This window comes from Pedobacter nyackensis (assembly GCF_900176505.1).
GTDB lineage: Bacteria > Bacteroidota > Bacteroidia > Sphingobacteriales > Sphingobacteriaceae > Pedobacter > Pedobacter nyackensis.
In genome coordinates this window covers 676,967-697,255 of record NZ_FWYB01000002.1, presented here as the reverse complement: position 1 = coordinate 697,255, position 20,289 = coordinate 676,967, and the positions used below count along the sequence as shown (strand labels likewise).

Annotated in this window: 17 protein-coding genes and 1 tRNA gene; 10 read left to right on the top strand and 8 right to left on the bottom strand. The window is 40.7% G+C overall.

Going from position 1 to position 20,289, the window contains the following annotated elements; genetic code table 11:
- A complete protein-coding gene (locus B9A18_RS07230) occupies positions 1-1,497 on the top strand; it encodes a SusD/RagB family nutrient-binding outer membrane lipoprotein (protein WP_084288572.1) in 1,497 nt (498 codons plus the stop codon).
- Between the two features lie 7 nt (positions 1,498-1,504).
- On the top strand, positions 1,505-1,948 hold the full coding sequence (locus B9A18_RS07225) for a hypothetical protein (RefSeq protein WP_144009419.1): 444 nt from the start codon (positions 1,505-1,507) through the stop codon (positions 1,946-1,948).
- Between the two features lie 251 nt (positions 1,949-2,199).
- On the opposite strand, the gene B9A18_RS07220 is transcribed toward B9A18_RS07225, so the two are convergent.
- A complete protein-coding gene (locus B9A18_RS07220; protein ID WP_084288570.1) occupies positions 2,200-3,099 on the bottom strand; it encodes a S66 peptidase family protein in 900 nt (299 codons plus the stop codon).
- A 41-nt stretch (positions 3,100-3,140) separates the two neighbouring features.
- Here B9A18_RS07220 and metG point away from each other — a divergent pair, with 41 nt between their 5' ends.
- A complete protein-coding gene (gene metG / locus B9A18_RS07215) occupies positions 3,141-5,249 on the top strand; it encodes a methionine--tRNA ligase (RefSeq protein ID WP_144009418.1) in 2,109 nt (702 codons plus the stop codon).
- On the opposite strand, the gene B9A18_RS07210 is transcribed toward metG, so the two are convergent.
- Positions 5,242-6,072 carry a hypothetical protein gene (locus B9A18_RS07210; protein ID WP_084288568.1) on the bottom strand — a complete coding sequence of 277 codons (831 nt, stop codon included), beginning with the start codon at positions 6,070-6,072 and terminating at the stop codon, positions 5,242-5,244. The two genes, metG and B9A18_RS07210, sit on opposite strands and share 8 nt — an antisense overlap.
- Positions 6,073-6,323: 251 nt before the next feature.
- Positions 6,324-6,737 (bottom strand): helix-turn-helix domain-containing protein, encoded by a 414-nt coding sequence (locus B9A18_RS07205; protein WP_084288567.1) that lies wholly within the window; start codon positions 6,735-6,737, stop codon positions 6,324-6,326.
- Between the two features lie 124 nt (positions 6,738-6,861).
- On the opposite strand from B9A18_RS07205, the gene B9A18_RS07200 reads away from it, so the two are divergent.
- From B9A18_RS07200 to B9A18_RS07180, 5 genes are all read left to right on the top strand, one after another.
- Positions 6,862-7,743, top strand: a complete 882-nt coding sequence (locus tag B9A18_RS07200; protein ID WP_084288566.1) for a HEPN domain-containing protein — start codon at positions 6,862-6,864, stop codon at positions 7,741-7,743.
- A 145-nt stretch (positions 7,744-7,888) separates the two neighbouring features.
- Positions 7,889-7,960, top strand: a tRNA-Arg gene (locus tag B9A18_RS07195).
- Positions 7,961-8,237: 277 nt separating this feature from the next.
- Entirely contained in the window at positions 8,238-8,426 is a 189-nt protein-coding gene (locus B9A18_RS07190; RefSeq protein ID WP_084288565.1) for a hypothetical protein, read from the top strand.
- Position 8,427: 1 nt separating this feature from the next.
- The gene (locus tag B9A18_RS07185) at positions 8,428-9,348 is read left to right on the top strand and encodes a hypothetical protein (protein ID WP_084288564.1); all 921 of its coding nucleotides are present in this window, start codon (positions 8,428-8,430) and stop codon (positions 9,346-9,348) included.
- 598 nt (positions 9,349-9,946) lie between these two features.
- Positions 9,947-11,089 (top strand): outer membrane protein assembly factor BamB family protein, encoded by a 1,143-nt coding sequence (locus B9A18_RS07180; RefSeq protein WP_084288563.1) that lies wholly within the window; start codon positions 9,947-9,949, stop codon positions 11,087-11,089.
- Between the two features lie 882 nt (positions 11,090-11,971).
- Here B9A18_RS07180 and B9A18_RS07170 read toward each other — a convergent pair.
- Complete coding sequence (locus B9A18_RS07170) at positions 11,972-12,538, bottom strand: hypothetical protein (RefSeq protein WP_084288561.1); 567 nt, start codon at positions 12,536-12,538, stop codon at positions 11,972-11,974.
- A 72-nt stretch (positions 12,539-12,610) separates the two neighbouring features.
- Positions 12,611-13,375, bottom strand: coding sequence for a hypothetical protein (locus B9A18_RS07165; protein ID WP_084288560.1), 765 nt, complete (start codon positions 13,373-13,375; stop codon positions 12,611-12,613).
- 191 nt (positions 13,376-13,566) lie between these two features.
- Here B9A18_RS07165 and B9A18_RS07160 point away from each other — a divergent pair, with 191 nt between their 5' ends.
- Both B9A18_RS07160 and B9A18_RS07155 read left to right on the top strand, forming a co-directional pair.
- A complete protein-coding gene (locus B9A18_RS07160; protein WP_084288559.1) occupies positions 13,567-13,857 on the top strand; it encodes a helix-turn-helix domain-containing protein in 291 nt (96 codons plus the stop codon).
- The gene (locus tag B9A18_RS07155; protein WP_084288558.1) at positions 13,857-15,116 is read left to right on the top strand and encodes a type II toxin-antitoxin system HipA family toxin; all 1,260 of its coding nucleotides are present in this window, start codon (positions 13,857-13,859) and stop codon (positions 15,114-15,116) included. Before B9A18_RS07160 ends, B9A18_RS07155 begins: the two co-directional genes overlap by 1 nt.
- A gap of 75 nt (positions 15,117-15,191) precedes the next feature.
- Here B9A18_RS07155 and B9A18_RS07150 read toward each other — a convergent pair whose 3' ends face one another.
- From B9A18_RS07150 to B9A18_RS07140, 3 genes are all read right to left on the bottom strand, one after another.
- On the bottom strand, positions 15,192-18,410 hold the full coding sequence (locus tag B9A18_RS07150) for a PVC-type heme-binding CxxCH protein (protein ID WP_084288557.1): 3,219 nt from the start codon (positions 18,408-18,410) through the stop codon (positions 15,192-15,194).
- Positions 18,411-18,424: 14 nt separating this feature from the next.
- Positions 18,425-19,111, bottom strand: coding sequence for a ThuA domain-containing protein (locus B9A18_RS07145; RefSeq protein ID WP_200816321.1), 687 nt, complete (start codon positions 19,109-19,111; stop codon positions 18,425-18,427).
- 192 nt (positions 19,112-19,303) lie between these two features.
- Positions 19,304-20,236: a 2-hydroxyacid dehydrogenase gene (locus B9A18_RS07140; protein ID WP_200816320.1), complete on the bottom strand. Its 933-nt coding sequence runs from the start codon at positions 20,234-20,236 to the stop codon at positions 19,304-19,306.
- Positions 20,237-20,289 lie beyond the last annotated feature (53 nt).

Here is a 20,289-nt window from a genome sequence, read left to right as displayed (position 1 = left end):
ATGAAAAAAATTATATATACGTTTAGTGTATTAACTTTATTGTTAACACTATCATCTTGCAAAAAATATCTGGACATTAATAAGAGTCCCAATACAGCTACCGCTGTAGATCCTAAATTATTATTTTCTTATGCATCAGTCGCCTATATAAACCTGAGGTCTAGCGGAGATTTATACATCCCTGTTGGACTCGCTAGTCAAAGTTTGGGCGGAGGAGGTAATAATCCTACAGGATGGTCTGGAGGCGATCCTAGTGCAGATACTTATACATTTTCTGCAAATTTTTTAAATAACACCTGGGTTTCACTTTATGTAAGAGCCGGAGCTAATCTTAAACAGGCTATTAAATTGTCTGAAGCAGCAAGCCCGGTTAATAATAATGCTGCAGCACAATGTAAAGTGCTCCTAGCGATGGTTGTTTACGATATCACTACTACTTTTGGTGATGTTCCTTTTACAGAAGCATGGAATCCTGACATTATTTATCCAAAGTTTGATGATCAAAAAACGGTGCTTGAAGGAACAATATCTATTCTTGATGAAGCGCTGGCCCAATTTGATGAGGCTAGCCCTTTGAAAATCGGAGCAAACGCTGACGGGTACGACTTGTTTTATAAAGGAGATATTGCTAAGTGGAAAAAACTGGCAAAATCGCTTAAGTTGCGTTCATTACTTACCATGGTAGATAAAGATCCTACAAAAGCAGCTGCTGTTGGGGCGATTTTTTCAGCAGGGACTACAAGTTTAGTGAGTTCGGCAGCTGATAATGCCTTGATTGCGTACCAGGATATTGCAAATAAACGAAATCCTAAATATGCGATTGGTTTACAGTATAACAACGGGAATAACTTTTTCTTTGCGACAAAACCTGTTACGGATATTATGGACCCAACACCAGCGCTTGCAGTTGCTGATCCAAGATTGCCGAAATTCTTTGATAAGCCGGCTACAGCTACAAAGTATGTAGGGGTTGTGCCTGGTGATGATGGTGTGGATGCTTTAAATCCGAGGATAGCCAAATCCCTTCATTCTCCTACAGCGCCAGAGGTAATGTTCACTTATCAGGAGCAGTTGTTTAATGAAGCTGAGGTTTATGCAAGAGGATTAGGTGTTGCAGTTGATTTAGCCAAAGCAAGCCAGCTATACAAAAATGCGCTACAAGCATCGTGCTTATTTTTTGGGGTTGATGCGACATCATCGACTAATTTTTCAAATCAATACCCGGTTGGTGTTTTTAGTTCACAGGCTGAAGCTATTAGGGCTATCCATGCTCAGCAATGGGTTGACAAAATGGATAGAGGCTTAGATGCATTTACTCAGTGGAGAAGGTCGGGGGTTGACGGAAGTGAAGTGCCTGTGCTAACATTGCCACTTGGTGCTCCTGCTGGACCGATCTTTAGGAGATATGAGTATCCTATATTAAATGAGATCTCCAGAAATCCTAATGCGCCAAAAACGACAATTAAGTACAATGAAAAAATGTGGTTTGATTTATAATATGAATATGAAAAAGATAATAGTTTTACTATCGATAACTGCCGTTTTTTTACTACAGGCATGTGAAAAAAAAGGGCCAGGAGATAATTATGATTTTAGTAATAGTTTACCTCCGTATGTAGCACTAAGTAGCACTGCTGCTGTAAGTGTTAAACAAGGAACAGCAGCCAACATTTCGTTCCTTGTAAAAACGGCTATACAGCAACAGGTAACAATTACTTATAAAGTGACCGGAGCTATTAATATACCAAGTGCAACAGTAGTTCTGAACAGAGAAGCTTTTACCGTTGCCGCTTCTATACCAACCGCAGGAAGTATTGTTGCTCCGGCTACTACAGCTACTGCAACTTTAACTTTGGTAAGTGCAGTTAAGGCTGATGGGACAGTTTTAACTATCGGATCAAAAAATGATCCTCAAAATCAGAAGGTGGTGATTAATGTTAATTTATAATTTGATTCTTTAATCATTAGGAACGATAATTTATAGGGCGCCTTAAATAGAACAAAGAGTCTATGAGGCGCCCTTTTTAATTTGAATGCCTGTTGTAATTATGATATCTTATATTCAGGATCTTTTCTTCGCACCGTATGTTTTTATAAGTGTGAAGATATTTTGCCAGGAAATTCTGGTAATAGGTCCCTGATCGGAAATAACATATTTCGCGAGCAAGGTTGTACTAATCATTTTAGCTACAGCCTTTTTTATTGGGTCAATCGAATAGTGCTGTGATTCCCGATAGATAGCTTTACTACCTTCCCTATTACCATTGCTCTATTGTCGTCAATATGCCCCACAGGGAAGTTAAAACAAACCGGATAGTCATATTCCTTTACAATATCCCAGATTACCTGCTCGGGACTCGCGCCAAAAGAAATAGTCTCTGGAGTGATTTCATTAAAGGCTCCTACTACCAGTCCTTTTAACTTAGCCAACTTGCCACTGCGTTTCAACATGCGCATCATTCTGTCTATTGAATATTCGCGCTCACCAACATCTTCAAGGAATAAAATCTTATCTGTAAAATCAATCTCTGAAGCGGAACCTTGTAGCATCACCATAAGTGTTAGGTTACCCCCAATCAATGTGCCTTCAGCGATTCCTGGTTTGCAAGGAAACGTGCTGGTATAATCATATTTAACCTCTTCTCCGAATAGTACTTTTCTTAGTGATTCTAATGATTGAGGACTCGCAGAATGAAATGTGTAAGGCATTTGTGCATGAATGCTCTGAGTGTTAAGTTCGGCCAGCAAATGAGAAAGCAAAACGGTAATGTCACTAAACCCGATAATCCATTTGGGTGTTTTCTTGAATTTTGTAAAATCTAACTCATCAATTATCCTGAGGGTACCGTAACCTCCTCTTCCTGCAATAATGGCCTTAATTTCGGAGTCGTCGAGGAAAGTTTGAAGGTCTGATGTCCTTAAAGCATCGCTGCCGGCAAATTGGTGATGCGCAGCGGTAACAGTTTTGCCGATTACAACCTGCAGGCCCCAGCTTTCGAGAATAGCAATGGCAGTATCAATGTCGCCGGGTAATTTCTTTGCCGGACAAACGATTGCAATTTTGTCGCCCTTTTTTAAGTATGCTGGCTGTTTAATCATAGGTAAAAACACTTATCTTTGCCAAAATAATAAAAATAGTTTTGGATAACAGTAAAATAAAAAGATATACCGTTACAGCGGCATTGCCCTATACAAACGGACCGGTACACATAGGACATTTGGCAGGTGTTTATTTGCCTGCGGATACTTATGTAAGGTACCTGCGCTCTAATAATAGAGATGTTAAATTTATTTGCGGCTCTGACGAAAACGGTGTTCCGATTACGTTAAAAGCTAAAAAAGAAGGTGTGTCACCTCAGGTTGTTGTTGATAAATACCACAAAATTATCGGTGATTCTTTTAAAGAATTTGGTGTTTCTTTTGACATTTATCACAGGACATCATCTCTGACACATCACCAAACGGCTTCTGATTTTTTTGAAACCTTATACGAAAAAGGTGTTTTTACAGAAGAAGTTACCGAGCAGTATTATGATGAAAAGGCTCAAACTTTTTTGGCCGATCGTTACATTACCGGAACTTGTCCGAAATGCGGAAATGAAAACGCTTACGGTGATCAGTGTGAAAGCTGCGGCAGTACATTAAATGCTACTGACCTGATCAACCCTAAGTCTACATTATCCGGCGAACCTCCGGTAAGGAAAGAAACGAAGAACTGGTTTTTGCCTTTAGATAAATACGAAGATCGATTAAGAACATATATTGACAGCCACAAGGAATGGAAACCAAATGTTTTTGGACAATGCCAGTCGTGGTTAAATGCAGGCTTACAGCCTCGCGCCATGACGCGCGACCTGGACTGGGGCGTTAAAGTGCCGGTGAAGGATGCGGAGGGTAAAGTGCTTTATGTTTGGTTCGATGCGCCAATTGGTTATATCTCGGCAACTAAGGAACTTTTTGAATATGCGCGTTTGGGCGTTTGGAATCCTGTAGCTGAAGAGTATTACATCAATCAGAATGAACTAGAGGGTGGAAACTGGGAAGATTACTGGAAAGATGAAGAAACGAAGCTGGTGCATTTCATTGGAAAAGACAATATCGTTTTCCATTGCATCATATTCCCGGCGATGTTGATGGCTCATGGTGACTATATCCTTGCGGATAATGTGCCTGCTAATGAATTCCTGAATCTGGAAGGTCAAAAGATCTCGACTTCTAAAAACTGGGCGGTTTGGTTAAATGAGTACCTGGTAGAGTTTAAGGATAAGCAGGATGTGTTACGTTATGTATTGACGGCAACGGCTCCTGAAACTAAGGATAATGATTTTACCTGGAAAGATTTTCAGGCAAGAAATAACAATGAATTGGTTGCTATCCTTGGTAACTTCATAAACAGGGTAATGGTATTGACCCATAAGTACTTTAATGGTAAGGTGCCTATGTGTATGGAAATTAAGCCTGAGGATCAGCAAGTGATTGATGAGTTGGCTGCATATCCTTCAAAAATTGCGGCTTCTATTGAAAACTATCGTTTTAGAGAGGCTTTGGGTGAGGTGATGAATGTTGCTCGCTTAGGAAATAAATACCTGGCTGATACAGAGCCCTGGAAGGTTATTAAAACAGATGAAGATCGCGTACGTACCATTTTAAATATCAGTTTGCAGATTGCTGCCAACATAGAGGTCCTAATTGAGCCATTCCTGCCATTTACAGCGGATAAGTTGATGAAGATGCTGAACTATGGCGGACATCAGTGGGAAGACGCTGGTGCGGTTAATTTGCTGCATCGTGGGCATCAGTTGAATGAGCCAGTATTATTGTTCGATAAAATCGAAGATGAAGAAGTACAGGCGCAAATTGATAAACTGAACTTAAGCAAAGCTAGTAATTCGGCTTCTGTAGCGATTGTAGGGTCTGCGAAAGAGAATATTCAATTTGAGCAGTTTACAGCGGTTGATATTCGTGTAGCGACCATCATTGCTGCGGAAAAGGTGGAAAAGACTAAGAAGCTATTAAAATTGACCCTGGATACAGGAATAGATCAGCGTACGGTTGTGTCGGGTATAGCAGAGTATTATAAGCCTGAAGAGGTAATCGGACAACAGGTAAGCTTAATCGTTAATCTTGCTCCTCGTGAGATTAAAGGCATTGTGTCGCAGGGCATGATCCTGATGTCGGAGGATGCAGACGGTAAGCTGGCTTTTGTGGCGCCAATAGCTCAACATAATAACGGCAGTGTGATCAGGTAGTCTGATCACTTTGCTTTTTAGGCTTCTTTAACTTTCGTGTCTTCTTTTCTTTAAAGATCATTTCGCGCCATTTGTTCTGAATGTCAATTTCTCCTGGGCAAAAGGCTGCTTTTAGGATGGCAGATGGGCTTAAATCCTTGTTGTTGATCATAGCTTTTCCCGCGAAAGTTTTTTCAAAATAATATAAGCCCAGGGCAATAACGCAGAGGGCGCCGGGTGCGCCTTCAAAATTTAATTGTTGTGCAGGGAATGTAAATGGGTGGTTTTTAAGCTCAATTTCAAATGATTGCACTTCCTGGCTTTTATATTGGTCGTTTTTCAGGTCAAATAAAGTTACACTAAAGGCAACAACACAGTATGTGGCACTAGACGGAAACTTAATATCCTTCGGAATCTGCATTTCCGGAAAATCAATAGTCGCAGTTTGTTCGGTCAAACTTACGACAGGTTGGGCAAAAAGGCAGCTTTTTACCAGTGAAACGTCGTTAAATTCAAAGCCGTTAAGGCGGCTGAAGTAATCCTGGCTGAAGTCGAATTCGTTGTCCTTTCCAGTAGTAGCTTTTTGAAGGATCTGATTGCATTCGCCTGTAAAGCGTGATATCATACCCCCATCGTAATAGCGTACTATTTTTTCTATATTGCCTCTAATGTAAGAAGCCAGCGTACTCGCCCGCCCAAAAACAAACGCGGCATCAAAGGTGGCCTGGGTCATGTCTATTTTGGCCTTTTTAGATTTGCCTTGTACAACTTGTTTCTTCCCATTTTTTTTGAATATGAGATCTCCAGCGGCTCCCCGGATAAATTTACCATCAAATGTGGCCATAATAAGAAAGGATTAAGAGGTTAATTAAGAACGGTTCGGGAACGGCTAGATATAATTTCATATACAATGTAAGTTACTTTTATATCATATCCAAGTTTTTATGGCAAAACATGGACCTGATATGGACTGACCATGGACTCACTATGGACTTGCAGTACGGGATGGTCCTAAAATGGAGCCGTATATTCTAGTGTTCGGGATGTTTTAATAGGAGAGATTGTTTGTCAGACAGAAAGCAGAAGATGGTTTCGTTAAGATTTTCCTTTAAGGAGCTCAATTTTTTCACGTTCGCTTTGGAGTAAGCGTTCCAGAAGTTCTACTTTTTCGTTATAAAGTTCGATGACTTTTTCTAAAGGATTGAAGTTGCAAACATTGTAGGAGCCAATTGATCCTTGATTAACACTTGTGTCATTAAAGGTGTTAAAATAATTTACAATGCCTTCTTCACTGAAATTTTTTATGCTGTCTATTGTTACTCCTAAAACAGCAGCAATTTTCTCCAGTGTAGAATCTTCAACTTCTTCGCTTTGTTCAATTTTTGAGATCGCCTGTTGACTTACACCTAATTCTGTAGCCAATGCGTCTTGTTTAATCCCTCGTATTTCACGAATGCGACTAATTTTTCTGCCAATATGCACTTTGTTGGTTTTAGCTGTAGTTTCCATATGAGCAAATATAATTAAAAGCAATCATAGTAAACAACAATTGTAAGGTTGTTAGATACAACTGCCTGTGGTTCTTTACGGCCAGTTCTTTTCGAACATTTGAACTCAACTAAAATCAAAAATTATGAAAAGAAACAGCGTACCTAAGCCGTTAAATGAAGTACATTTTAAAGAGCTTATTCTGTCACTTGCAAAAAAGTTTGATCCTTTGCAGATCATATGTTTTAGCCGGCGTTTTTCATCAGCTGAAATTAATGGTTGTTTTACTGGCGGATCGCTAGTTCAAAGTGGACACTATGCTTTGCTTATGGTTACTGAAAGTCAAAGTCGTATCGACCATGAGGTGCAGGATTATGCCAATGCGCATTATAAGCAAGGTACAGTTACTATTCTGTGCCATAGCAAAGCATCGATTGAAGAAGCTATTAAAGCCAACAGCCGGTTTTTTATCGGTGTATACACAAGCGGGGAATTGCTCTATAGTCAGAATGGCTTACCGGAATTTGACTTTGAAATATCTTTTATTCCTTTGAACGCGGCCGAGGGCGCACAGAAGCATTTTAATCACCGTTTACCTCTGGCCGAAGGCTTTTTGCACGGAGCTGTACAATGTTTGTTAAAAGATCAACATAAGGTTTGCGTGTTTATGCTGCATCAGGCGATGGAACAAGCATGTATTGCTTTGATCCGGGTGCATATTGGTTATCGTTTAGAAATGCATAATTTACATCGGTTGCTTCGTCTGAGCCTTTGTTTTTCGGAGAAACCGTACGGGTTGTTTGTTACTGGCAACGTAAGTGACGACAGGCTTTTCGATATGCTGATTAAAAGTTATTCCCAGGCTCGTTATAAAGATAGTTTCTCCGTAGATAAACAAGATGCCGAGTTGCTTTACGATCGCGTTTCGGCTTTTTTAACGCTAGTTAGGGAGATGTGCGAAAGTAAAATAGCTGAACTACAGCAGCAGGGAGAAGTGTATGAAAATGCTTTGTTAAAAGAAGCATGAAGAATAAATAGAGCACAAATAAATCGTCATCAGTGGTTTGTGATAAAATTTACTACCTGCAAAATTGTTTAATCTCTTATTTAAACAAAGTGTTTTATTGTTATATTTGCGCCTCCTGTCAAACATATATGTTTGAAACGGGCATGGTTTCGTAGTTCAACGGATAGAATAGAAGTTTCCTAAACTTTAGATATGGGTTCGATTCCCGTCGAGACCACCGGGAAGGTGAAATACTCCTTCAGATGGCCTTTCTGTTACAGAGAGGCCATTTCTGTTTCTCAGAACTGGATAAACTAGTCGGTATCTGAAAACCAAACCGACAATAGTTTTCCGTTGTCGTGGTTACAATACTTACTTAAAATGGCAGAGATTAACCTCAAAATTAGGAGGGCCTAATGCAGACAAAGAAACTCCAATCAACGTAGTTAAGCACAAACCAATAATTTCATTTATATATAGTAAATTTAGTGTTTTATAAGTCTTAAACTCTCAGAATGGAAAGGACTATACAAGCTCTTGAGTCTTTATTTACAAAAAAATGTAGTGGTGCATATCCTTATGGGGTGGACTCAAATTATTCGAGAATAGTAGAAACCTTAACCAATACCGTAACCTACAGGGGCAATATCAACCTGGCTACGGCCAATTATTTTATCCGTTCCAAAACCATTACAGACTATTAATATGAAAAAGATAGCACTCATCGCCGTATTCCTGTTGTTCGCTGCCTATGGCCATGGCCAGACCGGAAAAACCGGACAGGAGAATATTCGTATCGATACCATCAAGGGGAGCGGAAATAAGCTTGATACAATCATCACAAGAAAAACCGAGCTCTCGTTTAACAATACCTTCCCTAACAACTACAAGAGAGATGAAACGGTAGTGCAGGCCTTAAGACCCTACATGGTTTCGGAGATTGTAGATCCCGGAAATCAATCGCACCCCATATATCTGTGCCACCTAAGGGAGGCTCGACAAAGATTGCCTGAGGCCAGGCTCGCCCTTTTACAGTGCATCAAAACAGGCAAGATGTCCAGGGAATACATGAGTAAATACAATCTCGCTAATGAAACCGATCTCAATTCAATAACGTTTCTGCATATTCCCGTTTATTACGTCACCCCCAATGTTGCTCTATTTCAAATTGGAGAGAATGTTGCCAAATATTATAATCTTGCGACCGGAGGGTTTACATACCTAATGTTCAGGAGCAATAGACTGGTCGGCTATTTAAACTTTTCTAACGGCAATAGTAAAATAGTGTGGATGCCCAACTTTATTACGGGAGGCTATACTCAAATAAAGAAATTAGGTAAAAAGCCCATTGTTCTAAACCTCGAGGTTCACACAACAAACCCCAAAAGTACAAAGGGGCACATCAACTTGTTTGGATACATAGACCATGGTCATCTAATTTACTCTCTTTATGACGAAGGGATAATTGAAAAAGTAGCCATGGATGCGATCGCAGAGCCTTACGTCTTTTTTAAAAAATCCTATACCCTTGAAACTGCTGAATCATTTTTATTCGGAAACAGCGGTCGTTCCACTGTTAACGAGTGGCTGGACAAGGCGGTTAATAGGTTGAAGAGCAAACCATAAAAGGGAAGGTTAAAAAATACACCTATCGCTGCATTCCGGTTGCTGACTGACTTAGTTTTGATCCGATGAACGAATATAAGGAATGGGTGGAGTTTGTTGTTGAAGCTTTGGTGGAAAATCTGGTGCCAATATAAGGGTAAATAAAAGGGAAACTTATTTGATCAAAAATGATCCGATTTGAACAAAGATGACTCAATTTAAGTCATAAAAAACAGCGTTCTTTCTTCCGTCGAGACCACTCCTTTTGCCAGTAGTTATATATAACTGCTGGTTTTTTTGTATTACGGGGCTATATAATTGTGATACGTAGACGATTTCTATACATGGAGAAGACAACAAATGCTCCTTGTATAATGTTGCCGAAGCAGAAGTAATTCCAACAGATCCGTTTTCTGAATTTTTTGAAATGTTTCTGAATGGTGAGGTGTTTAATGGGCTTGGTGATTGGAGGTAAATGGTTGAAAAACAGAAGCTACCCATTGGTGGTACGGAGGGAAGGACTAAATCGCACTAAGCTTAATCAGCGTTTTATCGCATTTTCTTGTAAAGAAACAGTTACATGTGTTACTGAGGTATTTAAAATTTGTAAATTATTCTTATGAAAAACAAAAACGCTTGTAAGTATCTGGTATTCGGGATATTCTTTCTCGTTACGTTTCTATTCTCATGTAAAAAAGATAGATTAAAAGAGCCGGAAATGCCGGGAATTAGACTTAAGGATAAAGTTTATATAGGAAGTAGTGATGGTAGTTTTTATGCATTGAATGCCACCAATGGTAATTTGATTTGGAAGTATGCAGCTAAAGATTTCTCATATTCTGATCCGATTGTTGTAGGTGAAACGGTCTATGCAGGGTCAGTAGATGGGAATATGTATGCATTTGATGCTATTAATGGTAGAGTCAAATGGAAATTCTTTACTGCTACAGTTGGTATTGAGTCAAGTCCAGCTGTTTCTGATGGCATAATTTATTTCGGGAGTAATAATGGCTTTTTTTATGCCTTGAATGCCGAGACCGGTGAACTTAAATGGAAAATTGAAACATCAAAAAATGTCAGTTCCAGTCCGATCGTTACTAATAATATAGTCTATTTCGGGAGTTCAAATGGTATCATGTATGCAGTTGGTGCAAAGACCGGGAATTTAATTTGGAATTATCAAACTGAGGGCATGATTGGTCAGTCCAGTCCAGCTTTAAGTAATGGTGTTATCTTTATTGGGAGTCGTGATGGTCATTTGTATGCTTTGAACGCGAACGATGGCAGTTTGAAGTGGAAGTATTCAACAGGTGGAATATCTCTGGAGCAGGCTAGTCCTGAAGTAAATAACGGGTTGGTACATGTTGGAGGCTGGTATAACGTAAATGATTTTAGTATCGGTGGATCTTTGCTTGCTCTTGATGAGGTCACGGGTAAATTAAAGTGGGAGAGCCTTAAAGGGATCGGTATTGGCGGTCGTCTTTTTATTTTGAAAGGATTATTGTACGTATCTGCTGATGATGGATATTTTCATGCATTCGATGCGCTAACAGGAGTGGAATTATGGTCTAAAAATATATTGCCAAATGGTTCTGGATCGGTTGGTGCTAACGGATTGGTATTCGTTGGTGCTGGTGGTTATAAAAATATTTATGCTTATGATGCAAGAACTGGAGATGTTAAATGGAAGAATTCAGATATGTCTGGAATCTCCACCTCCACTCCGTGTCTGATTGATTCTCGTGGTATTGTTCATCGTTAATTAAGAGTAATTTTTAATAAGGAATAGTAAGGTCAATCAGAGCCTGGTGGAAAATCTTGTGATATTATAGAGGTAAATAAAAGGAAAACTTATTTGATCAAAAATGATCTGATTTGAACAAACGGGACTCAATTTAAGCCATAAAAAATGACGTTCTTCCTTCCGTCGAGACCACCGCATAAAGCAAAACCCTCTTTAATTCTATTTAAAGAGGGTTTTTTAATGACTTGTTTTTTGGTATAAACATAATGTAACCTTACGCTTTTCAGGTGATGTTACTCCATTGAATTCGACTCATATTTATTTACCAAGGAATCAAGGGTCTTGCTCTGATAATACTCCAAGCAACTTTTTAGGATTGGTTTTTTTTCTTCATAATCTGCTATTACTGAAGGACTAATTTTCGAGGCCGTGATTTTCGATAAGTTATCGACAGCATCGTATGCGTCTTGGTTATAAGCACTGATATCTCTGTATATCCCCATACTAATATCATTGGAATAGGTTGAATCCGCAGTATTCGCATAGGAAAGGCAACTGCAAAAAGCATAGTCCTTCAGCCATTGGCGCCTAGACTCAACTGAGGTACCCGGAGGTTTATCAGTTGAGTTTGATGTTTGTTGATTCGTGCAGCTTCCCAAGTTTATTGATAAAAGCGATAAAAATAAAAAATGGTATTTTCTCATTGCAATTTCCATAATGTTATCTTAGGTACACCTCCTGGTGCATTATAAACGTGCGGGAGACCATAAAGTGTACATTTCGGTGAATGTGGTTCTTCCCCGGTTACAGGAAAGTGTTGCTATGTTTAAATTCTTTGTAAGGAACAATGGTCGATTATTCTTTAAAATAATCAGCCTTTAATACTGAAGGTAGCTATATTTACCGGCCTGATTTAGCTTCAAGTATTTCTGCGTAGGTATAACTAAAGTCAACAAGAAGGTAATTTGCACCCACTACTAATTTCTGGACTTCCTTTTTAAAGGTAATGTGAAAAGCACTTTTTTTGATTCTAGTTTCAATTTTAGCCAGATCCTCTGCGCTAATTAATGATGATTTTTCTATCAAAAAAACCAACTCCAAAGGATAGCCCCTGGTATTGTACTTCATTGCAATAAATAATCCACCTCGCTTTGTTGCCATCTTTTTCAGCTCGTTTAATGGAATAACAGAGGCGCATATGTCTTTAATAATATCATGATCAAATAATATATATTCGTTAACATTTAATCTGAAATTTAGGTTAGGCGTAACCTGTTTTACATTATCTAATTTATTCCTAGTATTGGAGATTTTAACATAGTCTTTTCCACTGTCAGTAGTCGTTCTTTTTATTTTAAATGTTATACCAGAAGCTTTGACCTGTGTTGTGTTGATGGTTGAAATAGGTTGCTGTGCTTTGCACGCTAGTGCAAAACATAAAAACACGATTAAGAGGATATTTTTCATCAGTATATAATTTGTTTTTTAAAGGTGATGAAGCTATCATGAGTTTATTCATTTCGGTTTGTGAGTGTAAACTCATGATGGTTTCATAGGATTTATTTGCATGGAGAAGTTGAAAAAAACTTCAAGTAAAGATACCGGTTTCATATTAAGAAGTATTTGTCCTTTATCAGCGTATCCGGAGTTAAATTGGAATTTCTTTAAGAAGAAATTGTATCTGCCCTGAAAATCATCAAATGTTGTGGGGTATTTCTTGTTATTATCTTTTATTAAATTAAGCCAACCACTATAGTCTTCTCTCAATTCTTCATCTGCATTCATAAATGCACCATATTCCACAGTATTGGTTTTCAAGAGGTCGGTAAATACTGCTGTTTCAAATTCAATATTTGTATAGCCATCAGGATAGCCTTCTGAGGTAGCGATGGCATAGGTATCAGTAGCGATAAACATATCCTGAAAGGCATGAAAAAATTCATGCTCGAAAATATTTGGATAATTAAATGAATCATCATTCAAGAAGGAAAATGTTGAAGTCACCGGATTATAGGACTGGGGTACAAGATTATTTGAGTTCATCATAAAGTCGAATTTTAAATTATTCGACGCCATATGCCTATACAGCTGTTTGTGGATACATGCCCATCTTTCATTACCATCTCCAGATAAAAACCTGCTCAACATAGTCCTTAGTTTTGCCAGTTGTGCCTCAGATAAATTGGTATTCCTCATAATTTTATTTAATGTATCCGTTGGATTTGACAATGGGGGTAATACTATGCCACCTATGGTGTCCTGTGGGACAGCAATACCATCACAATCCTCATAAGTCGGTTCCATTAAGGGGCCGTTGCCAGTATGCCGTTTTTAAGGTACAGCATCCCATTATGGATGACTTTGATGCATATTGATTCATTCACCTTAAAAATCAAATTTCATAAATGAAAAAAGAGCTATTAGTGATAACTATATAACTAAAATGGATACTATTATATCTATTTTAGTTATATTTGGATATAATAATATCCATTATGAAATCAAGGAAGGCTGTGATCTTTCCCAAGTATCAAAAAATTTGGGACCAGCTTGGTGAGAATATCAAGTTGGCGAGAAAACGTAGGAAACTGACTGCCATTCAGCTTGCTGAACGCGCTGCTATTGAAAGGCTAACCCTTCGAAAAATAGAGAGAGGTGATCCTAGTGTATCTATGGGGGCTTATTTCAATGTGCTAAGGGCATTAAATTTACAGGAGGATTTCCTTAAACTGGCTGTTGATGATGAGCTTGGTAGAAAACTTCAGGATCTAGATCTGTTAACCTAATGGCAGCAACGAAAACAGATATATGGGTGTATGCTCATTGGAAAGGTATGGATGCCTCGAAATGCATTGGTGTAATATCTGCACAGCAAAGTAAAGGGAGCAGAATATTCGGTTTTGAGTACGATAAAGACTGGCTAAAGTCAGATCAGGTATTCTTGCTTGATCCCGAAATTGGATTATACTCAGGAACTCAATATCCAGATAAAAAAGACAATTTTGGTGTATTTATGGATTCGATGCCCGATACATGGGGGAGAAAACTCATGCTTCGCCGTGCTGCACAAACAGCGCTCGTAAAAGGAGAGTCAACACCAAAACTATACGAAATTGACTTCTTGTTGGGCGTCCACGATGTTTCAAGAATGGGTGCACTCCGATTTAAGTTGGACCCTAACGGTCCCTTTCTAGATGACAACAAGGATAATCCAACCCCACCAATAACGCATTTGCGAGAGTTGCAGGCCAGTGTTAAAGCATATGAAGAGGATGAGGAAGGAAAAAATGGAGATGAATGGATTCCAATTCTTTTTGCACCCGGATCGTCATTGGGTGGAGCTCGGCCGAAAGCAAATGTTATAGATTTAGATGGTCACCTATGTATTGCAAAGTTTCCTTCAAAAGCTGACACAACTGACAAAGCAGCATGGGAATACCTGGCATACGAACTAGCCTGCAGAGCAGGAATTAATATGCCTATCTGCACTCTTGAAAAGGTAAGGGCGCCATATCATACATTTTTGTCGAGGCGGTTTGATAGGGAAGCAGAGCAACGGATTCATTTCGCATCAGCAATGACCATGACAAGGAACAGTGAAGATACCATTAGAGATGCGACCCCGAGTTACCTTGAAATAGCCGAATTTATACAAACATATGGTTCAAACATAGAGGCGGATTTACATCAATTGTGGAGGCGGATAGTATTTCATATGGCGATCTCCAATACCGACGATCATTTTAGAAACCACGGATTTCTGCTGGAAGAAAAAGGTTGGAGATTATCACCCGCCTATGATATTAATCCCTCAATAGATAAAAATGGACTGGCTTTAAATGTTGATATGGATAATAATGCGCTGGATTTCGAGCTAGCTAAAAGTGTTGGTCAATTTTTCCAGCTTAATAAAGATCAGATGGATAAAATTCTCGATGAAATCGTTATGGTCACTAAGGATTGGCGGGCATTAGCATCGAAATTGGGGATATCACGCGCCGACCAGGAGACCATGTCTCCTGCATTTACATTAGTTACAGGATAGCTTATTATGGGAGCTGTTGGTTTTCTTTAGCTTAGTCCCTAATAAAAGAGTTTGAGATCGGCGAATCTGGACATATTATCTTTTCGCCCTTTCCATTGGATGTTCTTTCAGTAATTGTTCTGTTGTATAGAAATCCTTTTTAGTTTCGGTGGCCTTCCTTGCTGCTTTCACTTTCTCCGGAGAAATAGCAGGCCCGTTATTTCCGAATGATTTACGGAGATAAGTTAATACTGCTGCTACTTCATTATCTTTCAATAAGCCTCCAAATGGCGTCATAGGAACTTGTCCGGGGTACTTTTTACCATTTACCTCTATCGGCCCCATTATGCCTTTCAGTACCAGTTTGATGAGTCTATCGTCACTCCCGTTTACCCATATATTGGGTGTAAGCGGGGGGAAGCCTGCAGCTGTGAGCCCTTTGCCATCAGGTTGATGACAAGTTGTACAGTATCCTTCTTTGTTATAAATAATTTTTCCCTGGTTAAATAATGCAAGTGTTGCGCCTTTGAGCGCTGTTTCTTCCTTTTTCACTTTTTCTTCTGCTACATTTTTCCCGTTCAAATGTGCCACAGCGGTTTTATGGGCATGAACCATCCAGCTATCCAGCGGCAATTTACTGGCTTCTGCTAAAACAGGAAGCCCTTTTTCCTTCCCGATCCATGAAGCAGCTACAATAGCCGTGAGCCTTACACGGTTATTTTTATCCCTGGCGGCTTCCATCAGTAAGTTCGCCTGGTCTGGCAGCTGGTGTCCGGTATAACGTACTACCTGTACTGCCGCAGCTCTTGCACGATAATCTTTCGCTTTCAATACTTGTTTTAAAAGTCGCTGATCTACTTTGTTCATTCCCCAGCTCACCCACAGGCCTTCAAGTAAATGATGTTCATACCTGGCGTCGCTGGTATCCAGTTTCGCTACCCAGGTTGTGAGTTTAGCCAGTACCTGAGCAACATCACGCCCCCTAAGTTCCCGGCGGGTCCTGTAACGGGTCCGATACTCGGGCAGTTTCAGATTATCCAGGAGTTCTTCTATACTGGCACCCGCTATTTTTGCCGGTTTTACCAGAGGCCTGGAAGGATAAGTAATGCGGTAGATCCTTCCATGTGAATGGTCACGCAAGGGGTCCCGTGCATTGTGCTGCATATGCCCGATGAGGATATTATGCCAATCGATTACGAATAAGGAACCGTCGGGTGCAAACTCCAGATCTACCGGGCGGAAATTAGGATCATCGCTCACCAGCAGGTCCATACGGAAACGGGTTTTATAACCTGTTCCGTCGTCTTCCAGCGTATGTTGTTTCGTTCCCAGGAAACCAATGGTATTGTTGATCAGGAAATCTCCCTGAATATCATCAGGAAAATGGCGGCTGGATACAATTTCAATACCTGATGTTGGTCGTACCAGATGCTGCTGTTCTATCAGTTGTCTTGATTTGTGTGTGGCCTGACCATATCTTGGCAATATTGTTCCGGGAAGCATCCAGCGAAAATCGGGACTAGATGTTTCCGCATAAAAGGGCTGCCCCCAATCATCGAATGTAATGCCCCATGGATTTGGAATGGCCAGTTGTGCCGTGCGTTCCAGTTTCCTGCGCCGTGGGTCGTATCTGTAAAAACCACCATTGGTAGCATAAACAGGCCCGTAGGAAGTTTCTACATTGGTACGGAGGAACACCCCTTCGCCCGAATAAATGGCCCCGGAAGGATCTGTTGTGAAGGCATGACTGCTATGGTGCGAGTCGTGGTCATCAAAACCGCTTAACAAAATTTCTTTCTTATCTGCTTTATCATCACCATCGGTATCTGTCAAAAGGATTAGATTAGGTCCCTGTGCTACGTATACACCTTCCGGTGCAATCTCAAAACCGAGTGGTAAATGGAGTCCATCTGTAAAAACAGTTTGTTTATCTGCTTTGCCATCCTGGTTGGTATCTTCAAGAATAATGATCTTGTCGTTAGGCTTTGCATCTCCTACCTTATATTGCGGATAGCTGGGCATGACGGCTACCCACAGCCGTCCTTTATTATCGAACGATAACTGTACAGGTTTGGCCAGGAAGCTAAACTCCGTTTCTGAAGCAAATAATTCCACCTTGTAGCCTGGAGGTACTTTCAGACTGTTTACAGCTTCCTGCCCCATGAGATACTTAAGGCTACCGGTTTTATTGCTGGATGTATAGTTGGTTTTAACCTCTGGTAAAACGCTTGTATGCTTATCAGCAGCTTCCAGATTCATTTTCGTCCCTTTAGCGGCAGCCAGCCAGATAGCAGTGTCCCTGATCGTTGTCATCTCACGGATCTTCTTTATTTCGGCAGGAAAATTGTCTGGCCCATATGGTTTATACCTGCGGCCATATACGTGCACCCCATTAGGAATTTTGAAATCGTTCAACCACATCCAGTTCTTTTCCATTACGGCATCGTGCACCAGCTTTCTATTGCTTTCTGCCGAGGAAGAACCTTCCCCAAAGATCTGGTCTGCCAGCAATACCCCGAGTTTTTTGTATCCTTCTTCATTCAGTTGAGAACCATCGATGGTTAATGGCGCTGTAGTAGCTGCATACCATTTTAATGAAGGGTTGAATACATCTACGAAACGTACTTTATTTTGTGCAGCAATCTCCTTCATTGCACTGGTGTATAGCTGGAGGTTTTCATTTTCCTTTCGGCCATCTGGCAGATCGTAGCTGCTTTTACTGCTAAGGTTCTCAAAAGCAATGGGTGAAACAATCACCAGCTGCGGCGCCGAAGTACCATTATATTTTTGCTTCAGTGTCCATTTAATAAAAGCATCAAGTTCTGCTTTATAGTTGTCAAGCCCCGCTTTTCCTGCAAAAGACTCATTAAATCCAAAAAAGGAAATGATCACATCCGTTTTGAGTCTGCTGAGCCATTGATCAGGCGTCTCAAAAAAACCTTCACCGGGGTCATCCATTTCTAATGTGCCACCGGCATCTTTCCTTTTTACAAGGTTTGCCCTTTCTACCTGGAACTTTTCTGCACCGGGAAAGGCCCATGGAGAATTCCTGCTGGCATGAGGCCGGAAGCCAGGCGTTTCCCCCTCGTCGCACATATTGCGGATGAATAATTCATGCGTTGGAAAACGAAGCTGCAGTTCTGTTTCAAAATTATCATAGTTGATCATTCTCGATCCCAGGTTGTTGCCAATCAAGGCAATACGCGTCCCTTTAGCAATGGCTAGTGGAGTATCTTTATATTTAAAGGCGTTTATAATTACCGCTGCAGGTACAATTGCAAAGAGGCATAGCAAGCTGATCTTTATTAGTCTCATGATCTCTGACGGATTTATTTAGCAACACGGTAAGGTACCTGGATATCCATTTTACCTTTCCATTTCTTTGGCACTTTCAGGCCTAGTTCATCGTGAACGGCATTGATCACGAGCCGCTGAAAAGATTCTATCCTGAAATCTTCGGGATGGCCAAGCGTGGTCATAAAAATCTTTCCACCGAAAGCGTTGGTGCCAGTCCAGGCAACGGGGTTTTCTACAGCTGCTCTTTGCGGGTTTACCGCTTTGCCTGTGAGCAAGATAGTAGAGCCTTTCAGCGGATAATCCGGCACCACATGGTACAACCATGAGCGAACGTAAAAATCCTTTGCTACTCCTGTGAGGATAGGGTTGCCGGATGCTTTGGGAACGATGCTCACATCTGTGCTGCTATTGTGTCCATAGTGTGTATGTTTAGCTTTGCCTCCCCAGCCCGGAGGCGTATTCAATGCAAACTCCCCGAAGGCATTCCATTTTTCGCTGACATGCCCTTTGGGAAAATTGAATGCATGTGTAGTGGTGCGGAAACCCATCACAGGTTTTCCCGACTTCAAGTAGGCTTCAATATGGGCAAGCTGTTCAGGAGGAAGTCTTCGCCAGCGCAAATAGAAAATGGCTAAGTCTGCATCCTTTAATACTTCCAGCCCTGGAATATTCTCTTCGCTGTTGTGGTCCGGAGATGCTTTGAGAACGACGGCCCTCATGCCATAGTTCTTTTCCAGTTCTGCCGCAATGATGGGAAGGGTTTCTTCACCACTGTATTCATGATCTCCACACACAAAAACCACGAGTGGCTTTTTAGTCTTTTTCGGAGATGGCGCACAGAACAACACTGTACTTAGGGTTAACAATAAACCTGCAAAAAAAGTATTCATCTTAATAAGGATTAATGATTATCATACAAACGAGTTACGGTTATATACGCTGTTTAATTCGGGCTGCCGGCCTGTAAGTACTGCCACTACATTATTTACGGTAAGCAGACACATCTGCCGGTATGTGGATGCGGTAAGGCTGGCGGAATGCGGTGTAACAATCGCAGCCGGGTGCTGTACAACAGCCAGGCTCTGCACAGGTGGTTCATCTGGCAGCACATCTGCAGCAAAACCGGCAATGGTCCCCGCGTTCAAAGCATCCAGGAGTGCTAAATGATCTATCAGCGCACCCCTTGCCGTGTTGATCAGGAATGCCCGTGGCTTCATCAATGCGAGTTGTGCTGCTCCGATTATCTCATTCGTTTCATTGCTTAAGGGGAGGTGCAGACTGACTATGTCAGATTGCTGCAATACTTCTTCCATAGGCTGGCCCTGTGCTGATCTGCTCCAGTACAGGACTTTCATACCAAAGGCTTCTCCCAGTCTGGCCACCCGTTTTCCGATATTTCCCATTCCCAGTATGCCAAGGGTTTTGCCGTTCAGCTCATCACCAGCATATTGATTGCGCCAATTCCAGTCGTTCTGTTTAACACGGTCCACCGATCTGTACATATCGCGCATTAACATCAGCATTAAGGCGAGGGTATGCTCCGCAATGGTGGCAGCATTACTGCCAGGGGCATTGATCACCCTGATTTTTCTTGCAGTTGCTTCGGCCACATCTACATTATCCAGGCCCACACCACATCTGGCTGCCACCTGTAAATGGGGGCAGCCTTCCATCAAAACCTTATCTATATGCTTTTTTCCCCTCGTAATGATGGCGTGTACTTCCACATTGTTCAGGACATCTTTTAATTCGGCTTCATCGTATCCTGTGAATACGTTCACATTTTCCTGCAATACCGCTAGTGCTTCCTCTGCGATGGTTTCAAGCAACAATACGTTTTTCATCAGTATATATTTTCTTTTTAAAGGTTATGAAGCTATCATAAGCATATTATTCA